This is a genomic window from Iodobacter sp. BJB302, from assembly GCF_002735645.1.
Lineage (GTDB): Bacteria > Pseudomonadota > Gammaproteobacteria > Burkholderiales > Chitinibacteraceae > Iodobacter.
Genome location: NZ_PDZG01000016.1, coordinates 1 through 21,205, shown reverse-complemented (window position 1 = coordinate 21,205; position 21,205 = coordinate 1). Strand labels below are relative to the sequence as shown.

Here is a 21,205-nt window from a genome sequence, read left to right as displayed (position 1 = left end):
GAACACAATGTTGAAAAACCCAAGTCTTGAACCACGGAGGGCGCAGAGAACACGGAGTTACACGGAGAAAACCAATGCCTTGAGCAACGTTGAGTTTGTGTGTATTTGAATCTTTTTCTCCGTGTTCTCCGAGTCCTCGTTTAGCTCAGTGTCTGCGGAATTTAGGGTTTATTCGTCTGTGTGCTTTTTAGCTAAACGCTTCTGGCGATAGCGGCGGTCGGACAAGGCGATGGCTCCGCCCAGGGCCATTAATATGCAGCCGTACCAGATCCAGCCAACCAGCGGTTTGTAATGCACGCGCACCAGCCAGTCGCCGGTAAATGGGTTGTCGCCCAGCGGCTCGCCGAGGGATACATAGATATCTTTGATCGCCGTATGGTGAATTGCCGCTTCGGTCATGGGCATTTGGCTGGAGAAATACTGGCGCTTTTCAGGCTGCATCACACTGATGGCCTTGCCGTTTTGGCTGAGTGTCAGTTGCCCTGTGAGCGCGGCGTAATTGCTGGCGCGGGTTGATTTCACAGCGTCAAAGCTGAGGGTGTAGCCCGCAATATTGTGCGTGTCGCCAAAGGCCATGCGTAAGTCATCTTCGTGCTCGTAGCTCGATACCACGGTGACGCCCGCTACAAATACTGCAATGCCAAAGTGGGCGATATGCATGCCAGAAAAAGCCGCAGGCACATTGCATAGCGCTTGCCACCATGTGTTGCCATTACGGCGGTTGCTGATTAAACGGCGACTCCAGTCACGCACTGAGGTGATTGCCACCCAAAGTGCGACGATTAAAGCGGCGGCCACGCCCCATTTCCATTGCCCCCAACAGAGTGGCAGCAAGATGCCACCCACAATCGCCATAATCATCGGGCCGTAATAAGCCAGCCACAGGCCGTGGCCATCCTGGTTTTTCCAGCGCACGCTGCCGCTTAAGCCCATCAGCAGCAGGGCGGGCATCATCAGTGGAATAAACACGCTGTTGAAATAAGGCGGGCCGACAGAGAGCTTGCCCTGGCCGAGTGCGTCAATCAGCAGCGGGTAAAGCGTGCCAAGGAAAACCGTGGCACAGGCGACCACTAAAATCACATTATTGGCAAGCAGCAGTGCTTCGCGAGAGCACCAGTTGAACGCGCCGCCGCCCTCCAGCAAGGGCGCGCGCCAGGCATACAGCGCCAGCGATGCGCCGATCACCACGCAGAGGAAAATCAAAATAAATAAGCCGCGCGCCGGATCGGTGGCAAAGGCGTGTACCGAAGTCAGTACGCCAGATCGCACTAAAAACGTGCCTAAAAGAGAGAGCGAGAAGGTGCCAATGGCCAGCAATACCGTCCAGTGTTTAAAAGCATTGCGTTTTTCGGCCACCGCCAGCGAGTGAATCAGCGCCGTTCCGGCCAGCCAGGGCATAAAGGAAGCGTTTTCAACCGGATCCCAAAACCACCAGCCGCCCCAGCCCAATTCGTAATAAGCCCAAGCGCTGCCCAGCATAATGCCCAGCGTGAGCGACACCCATGCGGCGGCAGTCCAGGGGCGGCTCCAGCGCGCCCAACTGGCATCCAGCCGGCCAGAAATCAGCGCGGCCACGGCAAAGGCGAAGGCCACAGAAAAGCCGACATAACCCATATAAAGAAGTGGTGGATGAAGGATGAGCCCCAAATCTTGCAATAGCGGGTTTAAATCTGCACCGTCGCTGGGCGCGGGAAGCTGGCGAATAAAGGGGCTGGAAGTCAGTAAAATAAACAGATACAGGCCACTGCCTACCCACGCCAATACGCCGCTCACCAAAGATTGCACCGAGAGTGGCAGGTTGCGTGCAAACACGGCCACCGCAGCGCCCCAGCCAGAGAGCATGAGCACCCACAGTAGCAGCGAGCCTTCGTGTCCGCCCCAAACAGCGGCAAATTTAAACCAGACCGGCAGCAAACTATTGGATTGCCGCGCTACATAGCGAATCGAAAAATCGTCTTGCAAAAAAGCCGTGGCCAGCAGCGCAAAGGCACTGGCGGTGAGCGCTAATTGCAATAGCGCCGCAGGTCTTGCGATGCGCATAGCGGGCAGCCACTGTCTAGCCCCGCCCCAAATCCCCAGCGTGCCCTGCACCAGCGCCACCAGTAGCGCCAGAATCAGCGTGAAAGTACCGAGTTCACCAATCATTGTTTTTCCTGAAATTAGATGGCTTTTAAAACCAAAACCTTGCATCACAGAGAGCACTACGTTTCACATAGAAAGCGAATACTGACTTGGTTTCTCCGTGAAACTCCGTGGTTCAAGGTTTGGGTTTGTTTGCTGCCGCTTTCTGATGCGCTTTGTTTACCGCATCTTGCGCTTCGGGGGGCATGTAGTTTTCGTCGTGTTTGGCGAGCACTTCGGTGGCGGTGAAGATGCCGTTTTCCCAGCTCCCTTCGGCCACTATGCCTTTGCCTTCTTTAAATAAATCCGGCAGCAATCCGCGAAATTGCACCGGGATATTTTTATCTGTGTCGGTTACAGTAAAGCGAATGCTGATGCCGTCGCTTGCGCGGATCAGACTTTTATCCACCACCATCCCGCCCAGCCTGAAAGCCCTGCCATGCGGCGCTTCACCATTGATAATTTGCGTAGGCGAGTAGAAAAACACCAGGTTTTGGCGAAAGGCATTCACTACAAAAAAAGTGACCAAAGCCAGCGTGATTAAAGCACCCACAATCCAAAAAATACGTTTACGTCTGGGGGACATGGGTTTCTCCTTGATGATTCTTAATGGGTTTTTGTAATACGGGTGAAACCCGCGTATTTTTCAGTATCGCTCGCGGGTTTTGCCCTGTAAGTGCTAACCAAAGTCAAAAAGACCTTTTTAGTGCCTTCGGCACAGTGTTTAGGTGCGGGAATCCCCCGCGTGGGCCTCACTTTCTTGCTTCGCCAAGAAAGTAAGCAAAGAAGGCGACCCCACGAAACACGAAAGCCCCTGCGCTGCGGACAATCGAGTCGGCGGCAGGCGGGATTGGCTCGTTCCTCGCTCCCTGGCCGAAACCCCGCCCCGCTTGTTCCTCGCTCCGGCGTGTTTCAAGGGGACTTTAAAAGCCCTGTGCAAAGAGCGTGGTTGTTATGCTTTTTCGCTGTTTGCTAATGAAAAAACAATTTGGTTAGCGCATATGGGGTTTTACCCGCCCTACAATAGTGATGAATGCTCATATTCCTCATCCTCCATCTCTTGTGCCAAAGCCATCCTTCTTAAATGCTGAATCACTTGCTTACGTTGTTGCCTGATCAATAGCCACTCCATACCTAGCCCCAAAACACAGGCAATGAAAGAGCCCCATACGTAAAGGCCATAGCCGCCCATATGAATAAAATCGCTGAAGCTGGCCCAGTAGATTGTTGAGAACATTATTTTTCTCCCTGTGCGATGCGCTCTTTTACCCAGCGGGTGCGGCTTTCGCGTTGCAAAATCAGCGTGCGAACGCGGGATAAGCAGGTGGCGATGCTGTACATCCATGCCGCCAGCGACATCACCAGCATGGCAATCAGCATGGTGCTGGCCATGCGGCTGCCGTTCTCCATCGAGATAGACGCGCCCTGGTGCAGGGTGTTCCACCATTTAACCGAGAAATAAATCACAGGCACATTGAATACGCCGACGATGGCTAATACCGAGCCGGCCTTGTCGGCGCGATCTGGCTCATCAATGCTGCGGGTAAGGGCGATGAAGCCCAGGTACAGAAAAAACAGCAGCAGCATCGAGGTGAGCCGGGCATCCCACACCCACCAGGTGCCCCACATCGGCTTGCCCCAGAGCGCGCCTGTGAAAAGCGATAAAAACGCCATCAGCGCACCAGTCGGGGCCAAGGCTTGCGCCATCATGGCTGATAAGCGGGTGCGCAGAACCAGATGCATTACCGACCAAAATGCCATCACGATGTAAATAAACATCGCCATCCAGCTGGTGGGCACATGCAAAAAAATAATCCGATAGCCTTCACCCTGCTGAGCATCACCAGGGGCAATAGCAAAGCCCAGCCACAGCCCCGCTGCGCAAAGCACGGCTGCTAAAGCCATAAATAGCGGGATCAGCCTTCCTGCCAGCGGGTAAAACTGCATGGGGGAGGCAAAAGAAAATAAATTCAGCCAGCGCGGGCCGTTATGGCTTGGTTTCATTGTTTCCCTGAATGTTTCTTGTGTGGGTTTCACCTGGCCTATAGCGCATCAGCTTTTAGTCCGTTTTTCATAGTATTAACTGATGTTATTCAGCGATCTTCTTTTTAGTGCTTTCGGCACGTTGTTTTTGGTGCGGGCGTCCCGCCGGACCCTTGCAAAATAGCTTCATTCAAACTTTGTTTTTCTCTGTGAAACTCTGTGTGTTTTGTGGTTCAAAATTTGGGTTTTCGTTGTGTAACATCAAGTATTAAGCCTGGCTATTCAACCGCCAATCTCACCGCCATCGCCGCCAGCCAGGGTGCAAAAAACAGCGTTCCGCAAAGAATGGCGGCGAGCAAGGATAACTCGGCCATGCCAGATAAGCCGCCAGCCACCGCAGCCACCGCACCGCTGCCAAAAATCAGCACCGGTGCATAAAGCGGCAAAACCAAGAGCGCCAATAACATTTCTCCCTGACGTACGCCCAAAGTCAGCGCTGCGCCTATGCTGCCTAATGCACTGAGTGTAGGCGTGCCGAGCAGTAAGCTTGCCATCAGCATCAGCAGGGTGTCGCTTTCCAGCCCGTATTGAATGCCTAAAAGCGGCGCGATTAAGGTGAGCGGGATGCCGGTAGTCAGCCAGTGAGCGGTCAGCTTGCCTGCCACCATCACGCTGGCGGGGGCAGGGGCGATTAATAGTTGCTCTAAGCTGCCATCTTGCCAGTCGTTATTAAAAAGCCGTGGCAGGGCCAGCAGATTGGCGAGGATCACCGCCACCCACAGCACGCCGGGGCCGATGCGGGCCAGCAGCTTAGGCTCGGGGCCGATGGCGAGTGGAAACAGGCAGGCGACCAAAACAAAAAACACCACGCCCACCAGCAAATCGCCGCGCTGCTGCCAGGCCAGTAATAAATCACGGCGAACAATTGCTAAAAAGAAGTGCGCGCTGCTCATGCTGCGCCACCCTGGCTTAAATTCAGTTCAATGATGTTTTGAATGGCATCAGGCAGGGCTTGGTGCGAGGTCAGAATAACCATGCCGCCGCTGCGGGTATGCTGGGCTATCCACTCACCCAACTGATTTTGTGCCGCCTGATCGAGCGCCACAAAAGGCTCGTCCAGCAGCCAGAGCGGGCGGCTGATCGCTAATAGCCTTGCCAGCGCAGCGCGTTTTTTTTGCCCTTGCGAAAGGGTGCGGACAGCCAGCTCGCTCTGGCGGGTCAGCCCGACTTGGGTCAGTGTTTTAAGTGCAGAGGCTTCGCTTAAGGCCTGCCCTGACAGCTCCGCCGTCAGGCGTAAATTAGCCAGCGGGCTGAGTAAATCTTTTAAGCCATCTTTGTGGCCCAGATAATGCAGTGCTTTGTAGTAATCATCGCCCCAAGCCGCCAATGCTTTGCCTTGCCAGGTGATTTCGCCATCCTGCGCCGTGCTCAGCCCCGCCAGCATTTTAAGCAAGCTCGTTTTACCCGCACCGTTCGCGCCGCGCAGGTGCAGGCATTGCCCCGCATTCAGGGCAAAAGACAGGTCGGTAAAAAGGGGGCGATCAGCGCGCGCTGCTGAAAGTCTGGATACAGAAAGCATGGGTCAGTAGTCAGTCAAGTTGGAAAAAGCAGCTTAGACATCGATGGTTTTTTTGCCTGGCAAGTTTTCCGGCTCAGCGCATTGGTAAATGAAACGCCAACAGACCCTAGTATAGGGATGTAGCGCTTTTTGCTGACAGGTATTTGGGCCTATCTCAGAAGAGGTAGTCCTAAATGCAACAGGCTAATTCACAGGCTTGGCGTTATAGTGGGAGGTGACGATTTGGGAATGCTTAAGGGTGGTATATATGGGCAGGGTGGGGGCACGTTTTTGTGCCTGCGTAGTCATCTGCAATAAATTCCCTGCTGCAGATTGTCAGAATATACGTTGTTGAGCTGTCATAAATCGCCATATAGTGCGACTAATGATGAGCTTCATTGAAAGCTGCTTTCTCCTCCGATTTAAGGAAGCCTGATGTTTGCCTCACCGATTGCTCCCTTACAAGATCGCTTTGGCCGCGCCATACGCTACCTGCGTTTATCGGTAACGGATCGCTGTGATTTGCGCTGTAATTACTGCCTGCCTAAAGGCTTTAATGGCTATGAAGAGCCTGCAAACTGGCTGAGCTTTGATGAAATGACTCGCTTGGTGGGCATCTTTGCCCAAGCAGGGGTTTCGCGCGTGCGCCTGACCGGGGGCGAGCCTTTGCTGCGGCATAACTTGCCTGAGCTGGCGGCCAGATTATCTGCGCTTCCGGGGGTAGAAGATTTATCGCTCTCTACTAATGCAACGCAACTGGTCAAACACGCCGTAGCGCTAAAAGCCGCAGGCGTGAAACGTATCAATGTCAGCCTTGATTCGCTGGATAAAGGCTGTATTAATACGATTACCGGCCGCGATAGTTTCGACGCCATTATGGCTGGGATTATGGCGGGCAAGGCCGCTGGCTTTGATCCGATTAAGCTGAATATGGTGGCGATGCGCGGTGTGAACGAGCATGAAATCAAGCGCATGGTGGCGTTTTGCCTTGAGAATGATTTTATTTTGCGCCTGATCGAAGCCATGCCCATGGGCAGCACTGGCCGCAATGCGCAGTATTTAGATTTAAACCCCGTGCGCGAGCAGCTGGTTGCAGAGTTTGGCCTGATTCCAGAAGTGGCCGAGCTGGGCGGCGGGCCTGCGCGTTACTGGCAAACTAGCGACGGCAGTGGGCGGGTTGGCTTTATTACGCCGATCTCGCAACACTTCTGTGCCACCTGTAATCGGGTCAGGCTGGCCGTGGATGGCACTTTATATATGTGCCTGGGGCAAGAAGAAAAATTTGAATTTGCACCGCTGCTGCGGGGCGGCGCAAGCGATGAAGAGCTCTTAGCCGCGCTCAAATCCGCCATCGAACTAAAACCAGAACGCCACGAGTTTAAAGAACAACCCGGCAAAATCATCCGCTTTATGTCACAAACGGGAGGTTGATGTTTCTTTAGTAATGGTTGAATTTTTTGCACACAATGTTAAATCTCGAACCACAGAGTAAAACGAGTACACAGAGCGCCGCAGGAAACGTATCGGCAGAATATTGGCGTGTAGTTTGCCAGTTTCTAAGGGACACCTATCCCTGTAGGGCTTATTGGGCGATAAAGCTTATATAAGCTGCTCGGATATTTTTATCGATTTCATTGTGAAGCCTATTGAGGAAATGCCCTTTAATAATATCTATGCTTCTCTGTAAATCAACCTCGTTTTTTGGGGATAAGCCTGTGCAATATAATTGCAACAGCAATATTGGATCTATGAAATATTTATCAATATTTTCTGGGATATCCGCTAGGGTTTTCTCGACTTTTGAACCAAAGCTAGAGTTTGCTGCACTTGAAGTAGGGAAAAGCATAACCCATGCATCGGGATGGTTTTTTTTGAGTCGAGCTTGGTTGATTACATGATCTGCATGAATAAAAGGCAGTGCAAATTTGAAGTTACTTATAAATTTGTGATATGACTCGTCTGGTGTGCTTGTTGGCTTTTCATAGATATTAGTGTCAACTACATACCGCTTAAAAAGAGCTCTGTATGATATAAAAGATGCTCTTACCCAGAGAAAGTCGATGCTTAAATATTCATTTTTCATTAATAAATAGTTCCGGCTGTTTTTCTTTCCTACTTTTTTGATTGAGAAATTATTCTTACTTGTCCATTCCTCAAGTTTTATACGTGAGGCAAACATTGCTGGAGGGAATTCGCCATCGTTTTCCTCTACATATATTGATAAATCCATCCTAAACTTTAGTACATATGTGCTTGCCCCTCCGGGGATTAGATCATGTTTCATTTTTAATCAAATCCTCATCTAGGTAGCTCGGTAGGTTGGGCTGATAAGTCACTAGCCCAACCTGCTGTTTATATTTTTTTAGAGGTTTGCGAGATGTCTGAAATACAGTCAATAAACCTTCATATGCTTAGTGAGGCTGCTTTGCGCCTTCGGGCAACGAATAGGTATCTTGAAGAATACGCAATCACTCAACAAATTGTAGATGCTGAATCTGCGATTCTTCAGTTGCGTAAAGCTTTGGAGTACATAGCATTTTCATCGATTGCACCAAACAAGAAAGAGTATGAGTTATTTCGCGCTTCAGCTGATATGCGGACGGACTATAAAAAGGATTATCACGCGGGGAAAATTCTTCAAGCTCTTGGAAAGATCAATGAAGATTTTTATCCATATCCTTTATTATCTGCGACCCATCAACAGAATGGAAGTTTCCATTTTGACCGTAAGACCACGGGTTATTTAACCAAGAAACGTTTTGCGTCAACGTATGACCGAATTGGTAAATACCTCCATGCAGATAATCCATGGAGTGTGGATAAAAACTTTCCTTCTTTTGTTACAGAAATCCCCAGTATCATTCACGATGTTTTTGGCCTTATTGAATGTCATGCCGTATTTATTAAAACACCTGAATTTAATGGGGTGTGGGTAGTTGAAGTTTTAAAAGATGGCTCGCCTCCAAGAATTATCACAGGAGTGGCTGATGGTGATTTTTTTATTGAAAAAATGTAGTCCCGTAGGGTGGGTTAGGTTTATCAACCCACGTTGAGCTTACCGTAGGTTGGGCTAAAGCTGTATCAGCCCAACATTTCAATATGCCTAAGAATGTTGGGCTGATAAGTCACTAGCCCAACCTACCGTGCTTTTATAGCTTTGCAAACTTAAACTTAATTTGTTCTTTGCCCAACCCACTGTATAAACAATTTTGCATTAGAAAAATAATGCACTCTGCGGCAATTGTTAATTGTGAGGCTTGATCCTTTGGTATTACAAGAGAAGATGTTGTATGCGCAATTCCCTTATTTGCCAGATGAATGAGAGTAACAAATGCGTCCTCATTAACGCCAGAAAACTTGGCGCTACATAATTCTAAAGCCGCTTCCGGCGTTACTTTCTGCAACCCAAAGCTCTCTATTCCAATGTCACTTGGCCGCCGTTTCTTGGAACATACAAGCCGCCCAGAATGCTCACCCAGGCCCAGAAATTCTAGTAGTGCACGACCATGAATAACGCCAGACTCAATAGATGGATTGGTATAATTATTGAGATTTCCTACGAGGATTGACATATTAGAAATGACAATATCCATTATTTCATCAGTATTATAACGACCAATGATTCTCAATGAAGCTGGCAATGAATGAACTGCATGCATTCGATATGGAATATCATATTCAAGAACTTGGTTTATTTTTTCCATGGCACCTAACAATATGTAGACACCCTAAAATGGCTGAAAAACCACCATATATGGCGTATAAAAACGCTTAGCCCCTTGAAGTGCCTTGCTGGGCGCAGCCTGAAGTATTTCTGCCAATAAGCCACTCCCGATTGAGCGGAGATTGTCACCATATCCGTGCTGCCTTTGCTCATTTGAGTCACTTTCAATATAAGCCGAATAAAAATGGCCAACTCGGTCCGGCAACGATCTAGACGCTTATATTTTATTAGCCTATTACACAGCCCTTTGCTCATCCCCCCCTAAGAAAGCCAGTTCGGTGGGCTTTTCTAAACCTCCTTAACTGACTCTCGCTCCCGCCTCCGGCAGAATCCTTTGTGTATGCCATTACTCCGGCTAATTCACTCACACAAAGGGTATTTTCCGTCAACGACATCCAATCGATGCGCGAGGTATTTAATGGGCTGCTTTTGCGGACAGCATGAAATGCTGCTGCAAATGATGAAAAATGCAGCCAATCCGTGTATCGCGCGGCGATTCATTTGACGTCATGTGATTCAATCGCTACCCCAGCTTTATCCCTTGCTCCACAGCCCAAATCGCCGCTTCCAGCCGCGAGCGGAAGTTTAGTTTTCTGAGCAGGCTTTTGACGTGTACTTTTACTGTGCCTTCCGCAATACCCAGCTCTCTGCCGACTAATTTATTCGACAGCCCATTGGCGAGGCAGCCCAGGATTTCCCGCTCCCGCTCGGTGAGAGATGCCATCATGGCATTGCGCTCGCTGCCGTCGTCTTCACGCATTGCTAAGGCAAGGACGCGGCCAAGGCGCTCCGGGATCGCCATCTGGCCATCCAGTGCCTCGGCAAGGCTGGCTATGATTTCCTCCGGCTCCATATCTTTGAGCAAATAGCCATCGGCACCTGCCCGCACGGCTGCAACCAGATCGGATGATTGATCAGATACGGTGAGCATCACCACCCGTGAATCCAGATCCAGCTCTTTAATGGCACGCAAGGTGGCAATGCCATCCATCTCTTTCATGTTTAAATCCAGAATGACCAGATCCGGATTATTGGCTTCCACCACAAGCAGTCCCTCCGCGCCGCTGGCGGCTTCGCCAACGATATTAAACCGGCTGTCTAAGGCTAAAAGCTGAATCACGCCTTTGCGAAACAGGGGGTGATCATCGATGACCACAACGGTATATCTGTCGCTCATATTGCACTTCCTTTTGCCGCTGCGGCATATCGGGGGATCATTGTGAGTTGCCTTTTGCCACAGGGGTATTCGGCGTGAATTGTAAGGAGACCAGGGTGCCACTGGGAAGCTGGCGGGCGATGCCCAGCTCTCCGTGCAGGCTATGGGCGCGGTCGCGCATAATGCCTAAGCCATAGTGCTGTTTTTTATCCGGGTGGTCTTTGATGCCCAGACCGTCGTCTCTGATGGTGACTAAAATGGTGTGGTTCAGCCAGGTCAGCGTCACCCATGCGTGCTGCGCATGGGCGTGGCGCTCAATATTGGCGAGCGCTTCACGCACTATTTGCAGGATGTGGATTTCTTCATGGGCGCTCAGCTCAACCCCCATCAGCTGATTGTCCAGTATCACCGGATGCGCTGCCCGCTCAGAGAATTCCTGCACGGTTTGCTCCAGCGCTTCGGCCAGCCCGCGCTCGTGCATTTGCAGGCGAAAAGTGTTGAGTAGCTCGCGCAGCTGGCGGTAAGCATCATTTAAGCCTTGGCGTAATTCTGTGAGCACGGCTTCTGCTGTGGCGCTGCGGGCCGCTTCGGGAAATTCGGTTTGCAGGCGCACCACCTGGATTTTTAAATAAGATAAAGATTGCGCTAAAGAATCATGCAGCTCGCGCGCAATTACCGATCGCTCTTCATGCAGCGCCAGGCGGTGCAGTGCCTGCGTGCGTTTGGCATTGGCCAGCGCCGTGCCAATTTGCCGCGCCACGGCTTCCAGTAATTGCTGCTGCCAGTCGGCCAGCTTTTGCATGGGTTTTAGCTGGATCGGCATAATGCCGTAGTTTTTTCGCCCGTCAGTCAGCTGAAAAACAGGGAAATCGCTGGATTGTGCGGGCGTGCCTGTGGCTTCGCTGCAGCTGGCACAGTCTTTTTGATCGCAATGCTCGCTGGGTTTGTTTGCGATCACGGCAAGGCGAAAAGCCAGCGGGGCTTGTTCGGTTTCGGTGATGCAGATGGCGGCGTGCTCCAACCCGATCACGCTGCCCAAATCGCTTAATACCTGATCAAAGGTGGTCTGATCAGGCTCCTGATCAGATAGGCGCTGTTTAATACGGTAGAGCAGCTCCAGGCTGCGCTGGTTTTGCGATAAGGCCTTGGTTTTTTCGCTGACCCGTGATTCCAGCTCGCCAATGCCGCGCGCCAGTTCGGCCACCATATGGTTAATGGCCTGGCCAAGCTGGGTGATTTCACCTGCGCCGTCTTCAGGCGCCCGCACACTTAAATCACCATCTTTTACTTTGCTGGCGGCATGGGCCATGGCGATCAGCGGCCGGGTAACGCGCTGTGAAAGCCAGCGCAAAGTGCCCATCAGCACAATCAGCATAATGCCCAGACTAATCCATTGGATGCGCCCCAGCCAGATCAGCCGCGCTTCGTGCCTGGCCTCAATCGCCTCTACATAGGCATCAATTAAAGAGACAAAGCGAATGGCTCTGGGCAGCAGGCTGCCATCGGGCTGGCTGTTGAGCTGGGATAAGTCTTTTTTGACTTCGGTACGCCAGGTCATTTCCATGCGGTTGTAGTGGGTGCGTACCGGATCATCCGCCTGATTGGGCAGGTTATTCAGCAGAATGGGGTGGTAAAGGCGCTGCTCAAACTCATCGACCACCTCTTGCAGCAGGGGGCGGCTGCCGGGTACCGGGGCGGGTGGTGATTGGTGGGTGGCCACAATTAAATACACCTGCTTACGTAAGGAGCCCGCCAGATTAATCGCCGCGCCTTCACCAGTAGAGCGCACGACGGTGCTCCAGCTCATAAAGAAAGCCAGAAACGCGGGCAAAACCATCAGTAATAAGGCTCGGGCAATAAACTGCAAAATCGACGCCTGGCGGAAAAAATCCCCAATACGCATACACACTACCTCCAAATTTCCATTTCTGCTGACCTGCGGCAGGCGCCTCATTTTAATGCTTGAAAGACATGCAGCTTGCCGGCCTTGTTTTTTTGGGGTTGCTGCCTGAAATGCCGCCAGGTAAGGGCTGGCACAAGGCAAGGTAGCAAAACATAGCCTAATTGCCTGCATTTCGCCATGCGCTTTCAATGCAGTTCAAGCCTTTGATTTTTTGAGATTACCCCTTAGGGGGTAGGTGGCGGGCGGGGTACTACGCCTTACACCTCTAAAGAGGCATTGTATGTATTTCAGCCGCAGCCTAGTCTTAAAAACTTACTGATCCGGATGAATTGCCGCAGTGGACCCTTCCCGCCGTAATTTACTTTTTGGCCGCCGCCCGCAAACGCCAACCGCGCCGCGCCCCCCCTGGGCAAGCGCGTTTTTTGCTGATCGCTGCACGCATTGTGGCGACTGCATACGGGCGTGCCCGCAGCAAATTATCAAAACAGGTGAGGGTGGTTTTCCTGTGGTGGATTTTGCTAAGGCCGAATGCACTTTTTGCGGCGATTGCGTACGCGCCTGTACACCTTTGGCGCTTGATCAAAGCATCAGCCCGCCCTGGAAAATTTACGCAGAAATCAATACCAGCTGCCTAGCCGATCGCGGTGTTGAATGCCGGATTTGCGGTGAAGTCTGCGATGAGCAGGCGATTCGTTTTCAGCTGGCCGTTGGTAAAGTGGCCCATCCCCTTGTTAATGCTGAGCAATGCACCGGTTGTGGTGCCTGTGTTTCATCCTGCCCAAGTAACAGCATTCGTTTGTTGGAGTTGATCGCATGAATATTTTCAGCATGGTGATCCGGGCCGTTCCCGATCATATGGAAGACGTTAAAGCTGCAGTCCTTGCCGTGCCAGGGGTGGAGTTACACCTTGAGCACGAAGGGCGGCTGATTATCACTATCGAGGATGTGCCCGGTGTCCGATCCTCTGATCTGCTCAAACAAATTCAGGATATTCCCCATATCGCATCGGCCACGCTGGCTTATGAATATTGCGACGAAGAAATGCCACCACCCCCATCTGTGAAATCAAAAAAATCTGAGGAGCGCTTATCATGAGCCTGGACCGCCGTGAGTTTATTAAAATTTCTGCCGTAGCTGCTGCGGTAGCCAGTGCGGGCATCCCGCTGGCTGGCGCTGCGCCTAAGCCTATGCCGGCCACGGCGGGCGATGGCAATAGCGCCATTCGCTGGGATAAAGCACCCTGTCGGTTCTGCGGTACGGGCTGTGCGGTACTCGTGGGCACCCAAAATGGCCGTGTAGTGGCCACACAAGGCGATCCTGATGCAGAAGTAAACCGGGGTTTAAATTGCGTGAAAGGGTATTTCCTTTCCAAAATTATGTATGGCGAAGACCGCTTAACCCAGCCCTTGCTGCGTAAGAAAAACGGCCAATATCACAAAGATGGTGAATTCACTCCCGTAAGCTGGGATGAAGCCTTTGCCATTATGGAGCTCAAATGGAAAGATGCGATTAAAACCAGCGGGCCAGAATCAGTAGCGATGTTTGGCTCTGGCCAGTGGACCATTTACGAGGGCTACGCCGCATCCAAGCTGATGAAGGCAGGTTTCAGATCAAATAATATCGACCCAAATGCACGCCACTGTATGGCCAGCGCGGTAACCGGCTTTATGCGTACCTTTGGTATGGATGAGCCTATGGGCTGTTACGACGATATTGAAGTGGCTGATGCCTTTGTGCTGTGGGGCTCGAATATGGCCGAAATGCACCCCATTTTATGGAGCCGGATTACCGACAGGCGTTTATCTAACCCCAAAGTAAAAGTCGCTGTGTTATCGACTTATGAGCACCGCTCTTTTGAGCTGGCCGATATTGGCTATGGCTTGGTGTTTACCCCGCAAACCGATCTGGCAATGATGAATTTTATTTGCCACCACATCATCAAAACCGGTCGCGTAAATCAAAAATTTGTAAAAGATCACTGTAATTTCAAAATTGGCGAAACCGATATTGGCTACGGATTACGGCCTAAGCACCCCTTGGAAGTCAATGCCAAAGCCAATGGCTACCCAGATGCCAACGGCAAGCCCAAAACCAATCCAAATGATATGAAAGACGGCTCGTTTGAGCAGTTTTCCAAATTCGTATCCGATTACACGGTGGATAAAGTCAGCAAGCTTTGCGGTATTCCCGAAGACCGCCTGATTGCGCTGGCTGAGCTTTATGCCGATCCAAAAATCAAAGTCACCTCGTTCTGGACCATGGGCTTTAATCAGCACACTCGTGGCACATGGGCGAACAATATGATTTACAACATCCATTTGCTGACCGGCAAAATCGCCGAGCCGGGCAATAGCCCCTTCTCTCTGACAGGCCAGCCTTCGGCCTGTGGTACGGCGCGTGAAGTGGGCACCTTTGCTCACCGCCTGCCTGCCGATATGGTGGTGACAAATCCTGAGCACCGCAAACACGCAGAAGAAATCTGGCGCATTCCTGATGGCACCATCCCTGCCAAAATCGGCTTACACGCAGTAGCGATGGCGCGTGCGATTAAAGACGGCAAGGTGAAAGCCTACTGGCAGATGTGTAATAACAATATGCAGGCCGGCCCAAATATTAATGAAGAGCTCTATCCTGGCTGGCGCAGGCCAGACACCTTTATTGTGGTTTCTGATCCTTATCCAACCGCATCCACACTGGCTGCCGATCTGGTCTTGCCAACGGCAATGTGGGTAGAAAAAGAAGGCGGCTTTGGTAATGCCGAGCGCCGCACCCAGCTTTGGCGTCAGCAGGTGGACGCACCGGGCGAGGCAAAATCAGATTTATGGCAGCTGATGCAGTTTGCCAAGCGCTTTAAGGTAGAAGACGTATGGCCTGCCGATTTAATCGCTAAACAGCCCGCAGTAAAAGGCAAAACCCTGTACGACGTGCTGTATGTAAACGGCAATGTGGATAAATTTAAAGCGGCCGATCAATACAAGGGCTTTGAAAACGTAGAAGCCAAGCTGGCCGGGTTTTATATCCAGAAAGGCTTGTTTGAAGAGTACGCCCAGTTTGGTCGCGGCCACGGCCACGATTTAGCGCCTTTTGATATGTATCACCAGGTGCGCGGCTTGCGCTGGCCGGTGGTGAATGGCAAAGAAACCAAATGGCGCTATCGCGAGGGCTACGACAGCTACGTGAAAAAAGGCGAGGGCGTGCGTTTCTACGGTAATAAAGATGGCCGCGCCAATATTATTGCCCTGCCTTACCAAGCCCCGCCAGAAATGCCGGATGCCAACTTTGATATGTGGCTTTGTACTGGCCGTGTGCTGGAGCACTGGCATACCGGCACCATGACGCGCCGCGTGCCGGAGCTGCATAAAGCCGTGCCAGAGGCGATGGTGTTTATGAACCCGAACGACGCCAAAAAACGTGGCTTACAGCGCGGCATGCTGGTGAAAGTTTCATCCCGCCGCGGGGATATCCAAGCCCGCTTAGAAACACGTGGCCGTAATAAACCACCGATGGGGCTGATTTTTATCCCTTTCTTTGACGAAGGCCGCCTGGTGAATAAGCTGACGCTGGATGCCACTTGCCCGATATCCAAGCAAACCGACTTTAAAAAATGCGCGGTGAAAGTGGTGAAGGCCTGATATTGAAGGGCGCACGCTAAGCCCGGCGAGCGGCAGTTTTGGCCGCCAGGCGGGCGCAGTGCGCCATGCAGATCTAAAGGAGAAAAAAATGAAAAAATTAATGACGATGCTGGCGCTATTAATGAGCTTCTGTATAGCCTGTGCCCCGCTGGCGCAGGCTGAAACCATGAAATCCTTGCGTGGCAGCGAGGCCGTTAAAGGCGACGCGCCATCTGAAAACTATCGCTGGGAAAAAGACCGCAAGCCTTTGCCAAGGCAGTTTGTGCAGCAGCCACCGCTGATCCCGCACACCACCAAGGGCTATCTGATCACCAAAGAGTTTAATAAGTGCCTGGATTGTCATAGCTGGGATCGCACTGCGGACACCGGCGCGACCAAGGTTTCCATTACCCACTTTAAAACCCGTGGCGGTACTGAGCTGACTAATATCTCACCGCGCCGTTATTTCTGCCAGCAGTGCCATGTGCCGCAAACGGATGCCAAACCTCTGGTTGGCAATACCTTTAAGCCTGCGACCGGCATGGTTAAGTAAAAGGATCAAATAATGAGCGATGAAAGCAAGCCCTCATTCAAAGCACGGCTTTGTGCACGTATGCAAAAGCTGCGCAGCATCCGCATCGGTTATATCGGCGTGATTGTGGCGTTTTTTGTGGGGATTATCTTTTGGGGCGGCTTTAACACCGCGCTGGAAATGACCAATACCGAAAAATTCTGTTTAAGCTGCCACGAAATGGCCAGCAATGTGTATCCGGAATACCAGGAAACCGTGCACTACACCAATCGCTCCGGCGTGCGTGCCACCTGCCCGGATTGCCATGTGCCGCATGAATGGGGTCCAAAGATGTGGCGTAAACTTGAGGCTTCCAAAGAAGTGTGGGGCAAGCTGACTGGCTATATTGATACGCGTGAGAAATTCTTAGATAAGCGTATCGAGCTGGCGCAGCACGAGTGGGACAGGATGAAAGCCAACGATTCCAAAGCCTGCCGCAACTGCCATAACTACGAATATTTTGACTATATGGAGCAAAACACCCGCTCGGCTAATGCCCACCAAAAAGGCTTATCCGAAGGCATGACTTGTATCGATTGCCATAAAGGCATCGCCCACCATCTGCCCGCCGTTAATCAAAACGTAGGGCCAGATGGCAAGGGCGTAAGCAAAGAAGTAATGCACCCCGCATCGCCTAAGCCCGCAGTGAAGGCAGAAAACGCCAGCGATGAAGAGATTGCAGGGACGCAGTAAGCGCAGCCCGCCGCACTCTTAATTAAAGGCATGAGTTCCGTCTGTAAAAACGGGCATCTTCTGGTGCCCGTTTTTTTGCGTAAGCGGAAGATTGAGTTGCAAAACCATGTGTTTTATTAAGATATGCCCGATATATGTTTACGGCATGCTTTCATTTTGATAAATTCACTGTTCATTCCATAAAAAGATATCCACGAATGTTCCGTGCGAGCCCTTACTCAGCAGCCTGCTCTGCTGATGTATCCATGATGACTCCCCACTAGCCTTTACCAGGCAGGGCCGTTTGCGGCCATCTGTTGCAATCCAAACCGCAGGATTTCTATTGCCATGACGCGTGTTGCGCGCAGCTAAGCCTGCCCGCCGCGTTGTGATCGCTCAGGCAATCGCATTGCTCAGGCACGGCGTGCGCCCGAGGCTTCCTGCTGTTTGGGTCTTATCCCTGCTCGTTTGCCATTGCCCACCGATGCGGCAATGCTGGCGGCTGCGTATTGGAATGATGATGATTAAATTATTAATGTCTTCCCGCTGGTATCTGTGGTTTACCTTTTCCATATTAATTACCAGTATTGGCTCCGGATTAACCGCCGTGGCGGTCTTTGGGGCTTTATCTAAAACGGCGGCAAATCCATCCGATTTTGCGCTTACTTTTTCAATGTCGGTTGTACCCACGCTATTCAGCTCTGAAATCGGCAAGTATCTGGGCAAATGGTACAGGCCCTTTTCTGTGCTGATTGCCGCAGAAATAGCCGGTGCATTGTCTTTATTGCTGCCTTTTTATGCGCTGGAAACAGCTAATGTGCAGATGCTCAGCATGGCATTAGCCCTGCCGGGGCTGTGTACCGGGCTGGCGGTATCTGCTTATCACCTCATTAATAAACGCGGCTTTGGCGAGGCAGACTATTTGCATCTGGCCAGAATTGAAACCATTACTTTTTCTGCAATTGCCATTGTGGGCACGGGTATCGGCGGGGTACTTTATCCTTTACTCAGCAGCCTGCTCTATTTTGCAATTGATGCGCTCTCTTATTTATTATCGCTTGCGTGCTTGCTCTATGCCCGCTCTTTAATTGTGGATGCAGCGCTTGATCGTATTGATCAGGAAACGGTTGTGAAACTGCGGTTTTTCTCTCTGAGGCCAGATAAAAAAGCCATTTTAATGATCATGCCCATGCTGACTTTGATTGCGGCACCAGCCATGGCCCTGCTGCCGGTAAAGGGTATGGAGTTTAATGATTTTAATGTGCTGGGGCTGATCATTAATCCCGTATTAATTCTGCTCTTTGCCCGCTGCCTTGGCCAGTTGATTGGCCCGCTGCTGACCAGCCAAAGTATGGTTGATCGCGTATTTCACTCTGCACCGGGCAAATCTTTACTGGGCCTGGGTTTTTTTCTGATGTATTTATTTGCGTTTTATACCCGCCATTTACCTTTGCTTATTCTGGCGGTGATTCTGGCCCATGTTTTTTCGAATATTTTATTCGCGGTGTCTTATTCCACCATGCTGACTTATTTTTCAGAAGATGAGATTGGCGCTGCATCGGTGTTTTCTTACCAAAGCACTACCCTGATTCTGGCTTTAATGTCTTTGCCGCCAGGTTTTTACGCCAATCAATATGGCCTGGTGTCTGCCATGCTGATTTTTTCTTTTCCGGCCGTCATATTGATGATGGCGGTGTTTGGCCGGCTTAAGCCGGGGCCGGAATTGAGTGTGATTTCATAAGCTGATTTATTTATTTTCTAAAGAGCAGGGGGCCGGTATGTTGCTGGCCTCTCTGTTGTTTATCCGGCGGCCCGGCATTTAAAAGCCAGTTTGCATATTCAGTACAATGGAATATTTTTCTTTTATTAAGGGAATATATTTTGATTTAAAATCAAAGGCTAAGTATTAATACTTACAATAAAAGTATGAAATATTGTTAATAATCACAAGCTTTTGTAATCATTGTGACGGGGCGCTAAATCATCGGGTAATCTGCGGCATTGATAAAATAGTGGAATTACCGTGGGCCCCGATCAGCTACTTGCTTCATTTGCCGCCGCTTTTTCTCAAAACCAGCGTTTAATCTCTTTGCAACTGGGCGATGGCGCAGCATGGGGCGAGCAGCTTTTACCTCAGCGCGTAACAGGCAGCGAGGGGATTAATCAGGCTTATCGTTATCAGATTGATTGCCTTTCATCCGATGCGGCCTTAGAGCTTAAATCGCTGCTTGGCCTGCCGGTTGTTCTGGCGGTGGCCAATGCCAATGGCGATGCAATCGAGCGCTGTGGCGTGATCTCGCAGGCGCAGCTTTTAGGCTCGGATGGCGGCTTCGCTAAATATTCCATTACTGCAGAGCCGCCATTCGCGCTGCTCAGATACCGCCGTACTTCCCGCGTATTCCAGGATTTATCTGTCCCCGATATAGTGAAACAAGTCTTGGCTGAGCATCAGGCCAAAAACCCTGTGTTTGCCTCGGTGCAAATGCTGGATTTCAAATTATCGGCTGAATACCCGCCGCGTTCTTACTGCCTGCAATACCGGGAAGATGACTACGCCTTTTTGTGCCGTTTAATGAAAGAAAGCGGCCTGGCATGGCGCTTTGAGCATTTGGCCGGAGACGCACCGCAGGTTCAGCTTATTGTCTTTGACGATGCCTTTGGCCTGCCCGAAGCAGCAGAACCGGTGGTGAGATTCCATCGTGCGGACGCCACAGAAGAAAGCGATTCACTCACCGGGTGGAATACCCAGCGGCAAATTGGCAGCAGCTCGGTGGCCCTTGCCAGCTTTGATTACAAAGCCGCCAATACCAGCCACAGCTTAAGCGACAGCGCCATTGATCAGGGCGATGGCGGGCAGCAAATACAATCCAGCCTCGAATATTACGACCCGCAAACGCATTATTACGCCAGTGATTCGGATCAGCTTAGCAACGATGCCAAACTGCGTCAGGATGCTTTGGACGGACAAAAGAAATCGTTTACCGGCTCTGGCACATTGCGCAGTCTGCAGGCAGGGCAGTGGTTTCGCCTGGAAGATCACCCCGCGCACGAATGGGATAGCGCAGAGCAGCGCGAATTTGCTATCACTGAGCTTAAATTCACCGCAAACAATAATTTACCAGCTGATTTAACCCGGCAACTTGGTATGGTCGCACCCGGCCTGCTTACCACTTCGGGCAAAGATAAGCCGCCTTACCAAGCCGATTTCACTGCCCAAAGACGTGGCCAGCCAGTGCTTAGCCATCTGGGCGAGCAAGAATTTACCAAGCCCACCAGCCCTGGCCTGCAAACTGCCACGGTAGTGGGGCCTGCCGGATCGGAGGTCCATACCGACGAGCTGGGGCGCATCAGAATTCAGCTCCACTGGCAGCGTGTTCAAGAGCACCCCGAGTTTGGTGCAAACCTCGATGACAAGTCCTCTTGCTGGATTCGTGTTGCCTATCCATCAGCAGGCGCGGGCTTTGGTCATCAGTTCATCCCTAGGGTGGGTCAGGAGGTGACTGTCAGCTTTTTAGAAGGTGACATCGACCGCCCCGTAGTCACTGGTGTGGTCTACAACGGCTCACATGCAACGCCTAGTTTTAGCGGCGCAGGCGCACTGCCCGCCAATAAAACGCTGTCTGGCATCAAAACCAAAGAACATGAAGGTGGCCAGTATGGCGAGCTGCTGTTTGACGATACAAAAGGTGAAGTCCGCACCAAGCTATCCAGCGAGCACGGCAAAACTCAGCTCAACCTTGGCTACTTAATCCACCCAAGAACAGACGGCAAGGGAGAGCCTCCGGTAATTGTCAAGATAGTTGAGATGTTTTTACGATTTAAGCGACCTGTAATTCCTCGCTTGTTTTAGGCTCAATAGCCCGGTCGGGGTTCAATTGCACTTCATCTTGCCAGCTCCAGTTCCGA

The 21,205-nt window shown here is 51.2% G+C and carries 19 protein-coding genes; 9 read left to right on the top strand and 10 right to left on the bottom strand.

What is annotated here, in order from left to right:
* Positions 1–168: 168 nt before the first annotated feature.
* From CSQ88_RS07320 to ccmA, 6 genes are all read right to left on the bottom strand, one after another.
* Positions 169–2,145 (bottom strand): heme lyase CcmF/NrfE family subunit, encoded by a 1,977-nt coding sequence (locus tag CSQ88_RS07320; RefSeq protein ID WP_099397451.1) that lies wholly within the window; start codon positions 2,143–2,145, stop codon positions 169–171.
* Positions 2,146–2,257: 112 nt separating this feature from the next.
* Positions 2,258–2,707 carry a cytochrome c maturation protein CcmE gene (gene ccmE / locus CSQ88_RS07315; RefSeq protein ID WP_099397450.1) on the bottom strand — a complete coding sequence of 150 codons (450 nt, stop codon included), beginning with the start codon at positions 2,705–2,707 and terminating at the stop codon, positions 2,258–2,260.
* 432 nt (positions 2,708–3,139) lie between these two features.
* Positions 3,140–3,358 (bottom strand): heme exporter protein CcmD, encoded by a 219-nt coding sequence (ccmD, locus tag CSQ88_RS07310; protein ID WP_218963029.1) that lies wholly within the window; start codon positions 3,356–3,358, stop codon positions 3,140–3,142.
* Complete coding sequence (ccmC, locus tag CSQ88_RS07305) at positions 3,358–4,125, bottom strand: heme ABC transporter permease CcmC (RefSeq protein ID WP_099397449.1); 768 nt, start codon at positions 4,123–4,125, stop codon at positions 3,358–3,360. The genes ccmD and ccmC overlap by 1 nt, the downstream gene beginning before the upstream one ends.
* Positions 4,126–4,382: 257 nt before the next feature.
* Entirely contained in the window at positions 4,383–5,057 is a 675-nt protein-coding gene (gene ccmB / locus CSQ88_RS07300) for a heme exporter protein CcmB (protein WP_099397448.1), read from the bottom strand.
* Entirely contained in the window at positions 5,054–5,683 is a 630-nt protein-coding gene (ccmA, locus tag CSQ88_RS07295) for a cytochrome c biogenesis heme-transporting ATPase CcmA (protein WP_099397447.1), read from the bottom strand. Before ccmA ends, ccmB begins: the two co-directional genes overlap by 4 nt.
* Before the next feature lie 414 nt (positions 5,684–6,097).
* Between ccmA and moaA the strand changes: the two genes are divergently transcribed.
* Complete coding sequence (moaA, locus tag CSQ88_RS07290) at positions 6,098–7,093, top strand: GTP 3',8-cyclase MoaA (RefSeq protein ID WP_099397446.1); 996 nt, start codon at positions 6,098–6,100, stop codon at positions 7,091–7,093.
* Between the two features lie 151 nt (positions 7,094–7,244).
* Here moaA and CSQ88_RS07285 read toward each other — a convergent pair whose 3' ends face one another.
* Positions 7,245–7,946: a hypothetical protein gene (locus tag CSQ88_RS07285; protein WP_099397445.1), complete on the bottom strand. Its 702-nt coding sequence runs from the start codon at positions 7,944–7,946 to the stop codon at positions 7,245–7,247.
* A 93-nt stretch (positions 7,947–8,039) separates the two neighbouring features.
* Between CSQ88_RS07285 and CSQ88_RS07280 the strand changes: the two genes are divergently transcribed.
* Positions 8,040–8,678, top strand: coding sequence for a hypothetical protein (locus CSQ88_RS07280; RefSeq protein ID WP_143449444.1), 639 nt, complete (start codon positions 8,040–8,042; stop codon positions 8,676–8,678).
* Positions 8,679–8,811: 133 nt separating this feature from the next.
* On the opposite strand, the gene CSQ88_RS07275 is transcribed toward CSQ88_RS07280, so the two are convergent.
* The 3 genes from CSQ88_RS07275 to CSQ88_RS07265 form a co-directional block, all read right to left on the bottom strand.
* Entirely contained in the window at positions 8,812–9,366 is a 555-nt protein-coding gene (locus tag CSQ88_RS07275) for a hypothetical protein (RefSeq protein ID WP_099397443.1), read from the bottom strand.
* A gap of 543 nt (positions 9,367–9,909) precedes the next feature.
* A complete protein-coding gene (gene narL, locus CSQ88_RS07270; protein WP_099397442.1) occupies positions 9,910–10,563 on the bottom strand; it encodes a two-component system response regulator NarL in 654 nt (217 codons plus the stop codon).
* Positions 10,564–10,600: 37 nt separating this feature from the next.
* Positions 10,601–12,445, bottom strand: a complete 1,845-nt coding sequence (locus CSQ88_RS07265) for a HAMP domain-containing protein (RefSeq protein WP_180273573.1) — start codon at positions 12,443–12,445, stop codon at positions 10,601–10,603.
* A 337-nt stretch (positions 12,446–12,782) separates the two neighbouring features.
* Between CSQ88_RS07265 and napF the strand changes: the two genes are divergently transcribed.
* From napF to CSQ88_RS07230, 7 genes are all read left to right on the top strand, one after another.
* Entirely contained in the window at positions 12,783–13,262 is a 480-nt protein-coding gene (napF, locus tag CSQ88_RS07260; protein ID WP_099397440.1) for a ferredoxin-type protein NapF, read from the top strand.
* The gene (locus CSQ88_RS07255; RefSeq protein ID WP_099397439.1) at positions 13,259–13,540 is read left to right on the top strand and encodes a chaperone NapD; all 282 of its coding nucleotides are present in this window, start codon (positions 13,259–13,261) and stop codon (positions 13,538–13,540) included. Before napF ends, CSQ88_RS07255 begins: the two co-directional genes overlap by 4 nt.
* The gene (napA, locus tag CSQ88_RS07250; RefSeq protein WP_099397438.1) at positions 13,537–16,077 is read left to right on the top strand and encodes a nitrate reductase catalytic subunit NapA; all 2,541 of its coding nucleotides are present in this window, start codon (positions 13,537–13,539) and stop codon (positions 16,075–16,077) included. Before CSQ88_RS07255 ends, napA begins: the two co-directional genes overlap by 4 nt.
* 88 nt (positions 16,078–16,165) lie before the next feature.
* Positions 16,166–16,609: a nitrate reductase cytochrome c-type subunit gene (locus tag CSQ88_RS07245; RefSeq protein ID WP_099397437.1), complete on the top strand. Its 444-nt coding sequence runs from the start codon at positions 16,166–16,168 to the stop codon at positions 16,607–16,609.
* Positions 16,610–16,621: 12 nt separating this feature from the next.
* Complete coding sequence (locus CSQ88_RS07240) at positions 16,622–17,320, top strand: NapC/NirT family cytochrome c (protein ID WP_099397436.1); 699 nt, start codon at positions 16,622–16,624, stop codon at positions 17,318–17,320.
* Between the two features lie 337 nt (positions 17,321–17,657).
* Positions 17,658–19,040: a hypothetical protein gene (locus CSQ88_RS07235; protein WP_180273572.1), complete on the top strand. Its 1,383-nt coding sequence runs from the start codon at positions 17,658–17,660 to the stop codon at positions 19,038–19,040.
* Between the two features lie 282 nt (positions 19,041–19,322).
* Positions 19,323–21,149, top strand: coding sequence for a type VI secretion system Vgr family protein (locus CSQ88_RS07230; RefSeq protein ID WP_099397434.1), 1,827 nt, complete (start codon positions 19,323–19,325; stop codon positions 21,147–21,149).
* Positions 21,150–21,205: the final 56 nt, after the last annotated feature.